Origin of the sequence: Streptomyces sp. NPDC051907 (assembly GCF_040681075.1) — a bacterium.
Taxonomy (GTDB): domain Bacteria; phylum Actinomycetota; class Actinomycetes; order Streptomycetales; family Streptomycetaceae; genus Streptomyces.
The window spans coordinates 1-5,987 of the sequence record NZ_JBFAYB010000193.1; the positions used below are offsets into that span (position 1 = coordinate 1).

At 73.5% G+C, this 5,987-nt stretch carries 4 protein-coding genes; 2 read left to right on the forward strand and 2 right to left on the reverse strand.

Features of this window, described 5'->3' with window-relative positions:
* Window positions 1–581 precede the first annotated feature (581 nt).
* Window positions 582–1,787, forward strand: coding sequence for an isochorismate synthase DhbC (gene dhbC, locus AB0M39_RS41215; protein WP_365374119.1), 1,206 nt, complete (start codon window positions 582–584; stop codon window positions 1,785–1,787).
* Window positions 1,784–3,454: a (2,3-dihydroxybenzoyl)adenylate synthase gene (locus tag AB0M39_RS41220; protein WP_365374122.1), complete on the forward strand. Its 1,671-nt coding sequence runs from the start codon at window positions 1,784–1,786 to the stop codon at window positions 3,452–3,454. Before dhbC ends, AB0M39_RS41220 begins: the two co-directional genes overlap by 4 nt.
* Before the next feature lie 135 nt (window positions 3,455–3,589).
* Here AB0M39_RS41220 and AB0M39_RS41225 read toward each other — a convergent pair whose 3' ends face one another.
* Both AB0M39_RS41225 and fes read right to left on the reverse strand, forming a co-directional pair.
* Complete coding sequence (locus AB0M39_RS41225) at window positions 3,590–4,576, reverse strand: ABC transporter substrate-binding protein (RefSeq protein ID WP_365374125.1); 987 nt, start codon at window positions 4,574–4,576, stop codon at window positions 3,590–3,592.
* Window positions 4,577–4,682: 106 nt separating this feature from the next.
* Window positions 4,683–5,969 carry an enterochelin esterase gene (gene fes, locus AB0M39_RS41230; RefSeq protein WP_365374128.1) on the reverse strand — a complete coding sequence of 429 codons (1,287 nt, stop codon included), beginning with the start codon at window positions 5,967–5,969 and terminating at the stop codon, window positions 4,683–4,685.
* Window positions 5,970–5,987 lie beyond the last annotated feature (18 nt).

Here is a 5,987-nt window from a genome sequence, read left to right on the forward strand (position 1 = left end):
GCCGCCCGCGCCCGCGCCCCCCGCCCGGGCCCCCGCGGCCCCGCCCCCCCACGACCGGCCCGTCGGTCAGCGCCGCGCGACGCCCGCGAACAGCCCGCGCTCGTCGGCCCCGGACAGGGCGACTGCGCTCACGCGCTCTCCCGCTCCCCGTCGGCGAGGGCACGCTCGACGCCCTGGACCATGCCGTGGGTGAGGGCGCGTTGGGGGTGCGCGGCCGGTCGAGGGCGATCCGGCCCGCACAGCCGACAGCGCTCGGCGGCAGATCATTTTCCGCCATGCGCGGCCGCTCCCCGCTCGTGGACGGCGAGGGGGGCGAGGGCCCCGACGACCTGGCCGGCGGCCGGGATCCGCCCGCGATCGTCGGGCGTCCTCGCACGTCCGCCGGCGGCTGAGACGTCGTCAATCAGCCGACTGGAAATGGATCTTCACGTTCCCGGCGCGGCTTGTTAGGTTAGGCTTACCTAATACCATGCGGGGCGTCTTTGTGGTGCCGCAACACCGCGCTGCTCCATCGCGCGATGCCCTTTCGCATGTCCGCATCTGCTCGCCTGACCTGTGAGCAGCCGAGAAATGGAGGCCTCGTGCCGACGGCACCCGAAGTCGCCACGCACATTCCCCTGGCCGACCCGGCCTACCCCTCCGTGGGGGCGGCCACCGCGCTCCTGGACGCGTACACCCCAGGCGCCAGGTTCCTCGCCACGCCGACCAGGACGCTGCTGGCGCACGGCGTCCACGCCGAAGTCCCGCACGGGGAAGGCCCGTTGTCGCAGCGCGTGGCCGGTGCGCTGGACGCGGCCCGCGACCGAGGCGTGCCGACCCCCGTGGTCGTCGGCGCCACGCCGTTCGACCCCCACGCACCCGCCGCGCTCGTCGTCGCCGACGACGTGCGCACCGGACCGCCGCTGACGGCGGACCCGCTCATCGCCCTGCCCGCCGAGACGCCGAGCGCCGTCGACTGGCGCATCCGGCCCGTCCCCGCGCCCGAGGCGTACGGCGCGGGGGTCGCCGCCGCGGTGGAGCGCATGTGGCGCGGCGAGTTCAGCAAGGTCGTCCTCGCCCGCACGCTCGAACTCCAGGCGCCGGGACCGCTGGACATCCCCTCGATGCTCCAGCGGCTCGCCCGCAGGGACCCCTCCGGCTATACCTTCGCGCTGCCCACCGGGCCCGGGCGCACACTGCTGGGCGCGAGTCCCGAACTGCTCGTCGCCCGCCGCGGCAGACGCCTGACGGCCAATCCGCTGGCCGGCTCGACTCCCCGCAGCGCCGATCTGGCCGAGGACGTACGCCGAGCCGCCGCGCTCCTGGAGTCGGCGAAGGACATGCACGAGCACGCGGTCGTCGTCGACGCCGTCCACCAGGCGCTCGCTCCGTACTGCACGACGCTGGACGTGCCGGCCAGGCCCACCCTGATACGCACCGCCACCATGTGGCACCTGTCCACCACCGTCACCGGCGAGCTGTCCGAACCAGAGGTCTCCGCACTGGAGTTGGCCTCCGCCCTCCACCCGACGCCCGCCGTCTGCGGCACGCCCACCGACACGGCCCGCCAGGTGATCCGCGAGACCGAGCCCTTCGACCGGGGCTTCTTCACCGGCATGGTCGGCTGGGGCGACGCCGACGGCAACGGCGAATGGGTCGTCACCATCCGCTGCGCCGAGGCCGAGGACCAGTCGCTGCGGCTCTACGCCGGAGCGGGCGTCGTCGCCGCGTCCGAGCCGGACGCGGAGACCGCCGAGACCGGGGCCAAGTTCCGGACCTTCCTGAACGCGGTGGGCGCCGAGCTGTGAACGACGTGACCCACCCCCGCTCCGCCGATCCGACCCCCACCTGGCCCACCGACTTCGCCGAGCGCTACCGAGCGGCCGGCTGGTGGCGCGGCGAGACCTTCGGCCAGATGCTCCGCGACCGCGCCGCCGAGCACCCCGACCGCGTCGCGATCACCGATCCCGCCGCCGGCCGCAGCTGGACCTACGCCGAGCTGGACCGCCGCGCCGACCGGCTCGCCGCCGGACTCGCCGCCCGCTCCATCGCCCAGGGCGACAAGGTCGTCGTCCAACTCCCCAACACCGCCGAGTTCTTCGAGGTGATCTTCGCCCTCTTCCGGATCGGCGCGCTGCCGGTCTTCGCGCTGCCCGCGCACCGGGAGAGCGAGATCCGCTACTTCTGCTCCTTCACCGAGGCGGTCGCCTACATCGTCCCCGCCGAGCACGGCGGCTACGACTACCGCGAGCTGGCCGCGAAGGTCAGCGCCGACGTGCCCTCGCTGCGCCATGTGCTCGTGGCGGGAGACGGCGTCGACCCGGGCCCCTTCGAAGCGCTCGCGGACGTCCCCGTCGACGTCGACACCGACGCCCCGCGGCTTGTCGGGCCGGCGCCCGGCGACCTGGCCTTCCTCCAGCTCTCCGGCGGCAGCACCGGGATACCCAAGCTGATCCCCCGCACCCACGACGACTACATCTACTCGCTGCGCGGCTCCAACGAGATCTGCGCCGTCGACGAGGACAGCGTCTATCTGTGCGTGCTGCCGGCCGCGCACAACTTCCCGCTCTCCTCGCCCGGCACGCTCGGCGTCCTCTACGCGGGCGGCCGCGTCGTGCTCTGCCCCCAGCCCAGCCCCGACGTCGCCTTCCCGCTGATCGAGCGCGAACGCGTCACCATCACAGGGCTGGTGCCGCCGCTGGCCCTGGTGTGGACGGACTCGGCGCCCTCCTCGCCGTACGACCTCGGCAGCCTCGACGTCCTGCTGGTGGGCGGCGCGAAGTTCAGCGAGGAGGCGGCCCGCCGGGTGCGCCCCGCGCTCGGCTGCACCCTGCAGCAGGTCTTCGGCATGGCCGAGGGCCTGGTCAACTACACCCGCCTGGACGATCCGCTGGAGACGATCGTGACCACTCAGGGCCGGCCGATCTCGCCCGACGACGAGATACGGATCGTGGACGACGAGGACCGGGACGTCCCGGAGGGCGAGACGGGCCATCTGCTCACCCGGGGCCCGTACACGATCCGCGGCTACTGGAACGCGCCCGAGCACAACGCAGCCGCCTTCACCGCGGACGGCTACTACCGCACCGGCGACGTCGTACGGATGACCCCCACGGGTCATCTGGTGGTGGAGGGCAGGGCCAAGGACCAGATCAACCGCGGCGGAGAGAAGATCGCGGCGGAGGAGGTCGAGAACCATCTGCTCGCCCACCCCTGCGTCCACGACGCCAGCCTGGTCGCCGAGGCCGATCCCTATCTGGGCGAGCGCACCTGCGCCTATGTGATCCTGCGCGTCGGGGCCGAGCCGGTGAAGGCCGCCGCGATCAGGAAGTTCGTCCGCGAGCGGGGACTGGCGGCGTACAAGGTGCCCGACCGCGTGGAGTTCGTGGACGCCTTCCCGCAGACGGGCATCGGGAAGGTCTCCAAGAAGGAGCTGCGGGCCGCCGCGGCCAGACAGGCCGCCGAACAGGACTGACCGGGAGCCACGACGGCGGACTGACCCGGAACCACGACCGATGGCGGACTGACCCGGACCTGCCCCGGAGCCACGACGGCAGGGGGCCTCGCGCATCAGCGCGGGGCCCCCTGCCGTTTCGCCGTGCGGCGGGGGTCAGCCCGCGAGCGCGGTCTTGACGTCGTCGAGCACCCTCTGCGCGGCGATCGGACCGCCGGAGCTGTTCCAGGCGGAGCCCTCGATCACCACGACGTGGCTGCTCTTCTGGGCCTTCAGCTCGGAGAAGTTGGGGACCTTCTTGGCCTCCTCGTAGCCCTTCTCGCCCGCCGCCTTGTCGCCGAGCGCGCCGAAGAAGAGCCAGTCGCCGTCGATCGTGTCGAGCTTCTCCAGGCTGACCGGCTCGCTGCGGCCCGCGCTCTCGCCCTGCTGGTCGGCGGGGCGCTTGAGACCGAGCGACGCGAGCGTCGAGCCGACGTGGCCCTTGCCCTTGCCGACGACCGAGGGGGCGCCGTCCTGCCAGCGAACGACGCTGGTCACGGCCCCCGCGTTGGTCTTGAACGACGACTTGGCGCCGGCGAGCGAGGCGTCGAAGTCCTTCAGCCAGGTCTCGGCCTCGGACTTCTTGTTGAGCGCGTCGGCGGTCGCGGCGAAGGCCGTCTTCCAGTCCTCGTTGCGCTTGGCGGTCAAGACCGTGGGGGCGATGGAGGCGAGCTTGTCCATGACCCGCTTGGAGCCCACCGTCTCGTCGAGCAGGATCAGATCCGGCTGGAGCGTCGCCAGCTTCTCCAGGTCCGGCTCGGCGACCGTGGCCACGATCTCGGCCTTGCCCGCCTTGTCGGCGAGGTACGTCGAGACGCCCTTCTGGCCGCGGCCGGACGTCGCGCCGATCGGCTCGACGCCCAGAGCGAGGGCGGCGTCCAGGGTCGGCTCGCTGAGGGCGACGACCTTCTTCGGGGCGGAGGGGACCTTGACCTGCTTGCCGTGGGCGTCGGTGACCGTGCGGGACGCGGAGCCCGCCTTGTCCTTCGACGTGCTGGCGCCGTCGTCCGCCGAGTCGCCGCCGCAGCCGGTCAGCGCGAGTGCTCCGACGAGCACGGCGACGGGGAGGGCTGCCGCTTGGCGGAAGACGGATCGGTGCAGCATGGAATGAACTCCTTGATGGTGGGTGAGTGGGTGCGAGAGGGGTCTGTCGGGGGACGCCGGGCGCCGTGGAGGAGGCCCGGGTGCCCCGGGCGTCGGCGGCGCGGGCTCAGCGGCCGAGGAAGGACACGAGCCCGTCCGCCAGGCCGCCGCGCCAGCAGGCGTAGTCGTGGCCGCCGTTGAACTCGGTGCGCGTCACCGGGTATCCGCGCTCGTGCAGGACGCCGTGGAGCGTACGGCTGTAGTCGACCATCGCCCCTTCGTGCAGGCCGACGTCGAGGTGGACCCGGATGTCGCGTCTGTCCTCGTCGGCGAAGCGCTGCGCCAGCCAGGGCATGCTGTCCGGATCCCCGCCCTTCGGCACGCCCCGGGGCATGCCGGGACGCCACCACAGAGAGGGAGACTGGGCGAGGGCGTTGCCGAACCGCTCGGGCCGGGTGAAGCCGGCGTACAGCGCGGCCAGTCCGCCCAGGCTCTGGCCCGCGACGACCGTGCGGGCGGGATCCGAGGTCAGCGGCCAGCGGCGCGCCGCCCACGGCAGCAGCTCGTCCGCCAGGAAGTCGACATAGAGGTCGCGTGCGCCCATCTCCCGCCAGCGCGTGGCGTTGTCGACCGCGTCCGGGGAGAGGACCACGACCGGCGGGACGGCGCCGTCGGCGATCAGCGCGTCCAGCGTCCGCTGGAGGGCGAGCCGGCCGAACCACATGTCGCCGTCGCAGAGGGTCAGCACGTCCAGCGGGCCCGTCTCCCCGCCCGGGGGGAGGTAGACCCAGACGTCGCGCTCGCCGTCCAGGGCGTAGCTCAGCAGCCGGTGCTTCTCGACCGTGCCGCGCGCCGAATGCGGGCGCGGCGCGCGCCACGGCTGGGGCGGCGCCTTGGGCAGCTCGAAGACGGAGCTCTCGCTCGCTCGCCAACGGCCGTTCAGCGCGAGGGGGTTGAGGGGGTCCCGGGCCGCGTGCGCCGACAGGGCCTGCAGCCGCTGCTGCAGGGCGTCGCCGGCGAGCGGCGGGCCGGCGGGGGAGATGTCGGCGACGATCTGGTACGAGCCCCGGTGGTCGGCGCGCAGCCGGTAGCAGAGGTACCAGACGTCGGTGCCCTCCAGCCGGCTGAACAGCGAGTCGGCGAGGCGGTCGCGGTCCACCAGCCGGTTGGCGAGCAGCAGGACGCGACGGGTCGCGCGGTGCCCGCGCCACAGGAAGGTGACGGCGCGATGGTCGGGGTCGTCGTCGAGGGCCTCGACGAGCGGGGCGCCGGCTGTCTGCACCGACGACCAGAACTCGGCGGTCAGCGCCTCGCGTTCGCCGTCCGACGCGCCGCGCAGCCGCTGCGCGAGCCGCTCGACGGCGGGAGAGGCGACGGGCCGCGGCAGCGGGCGCGCCTCGCCGTCCGGGGCCAGGGGAGCGCCCGGCTGGGC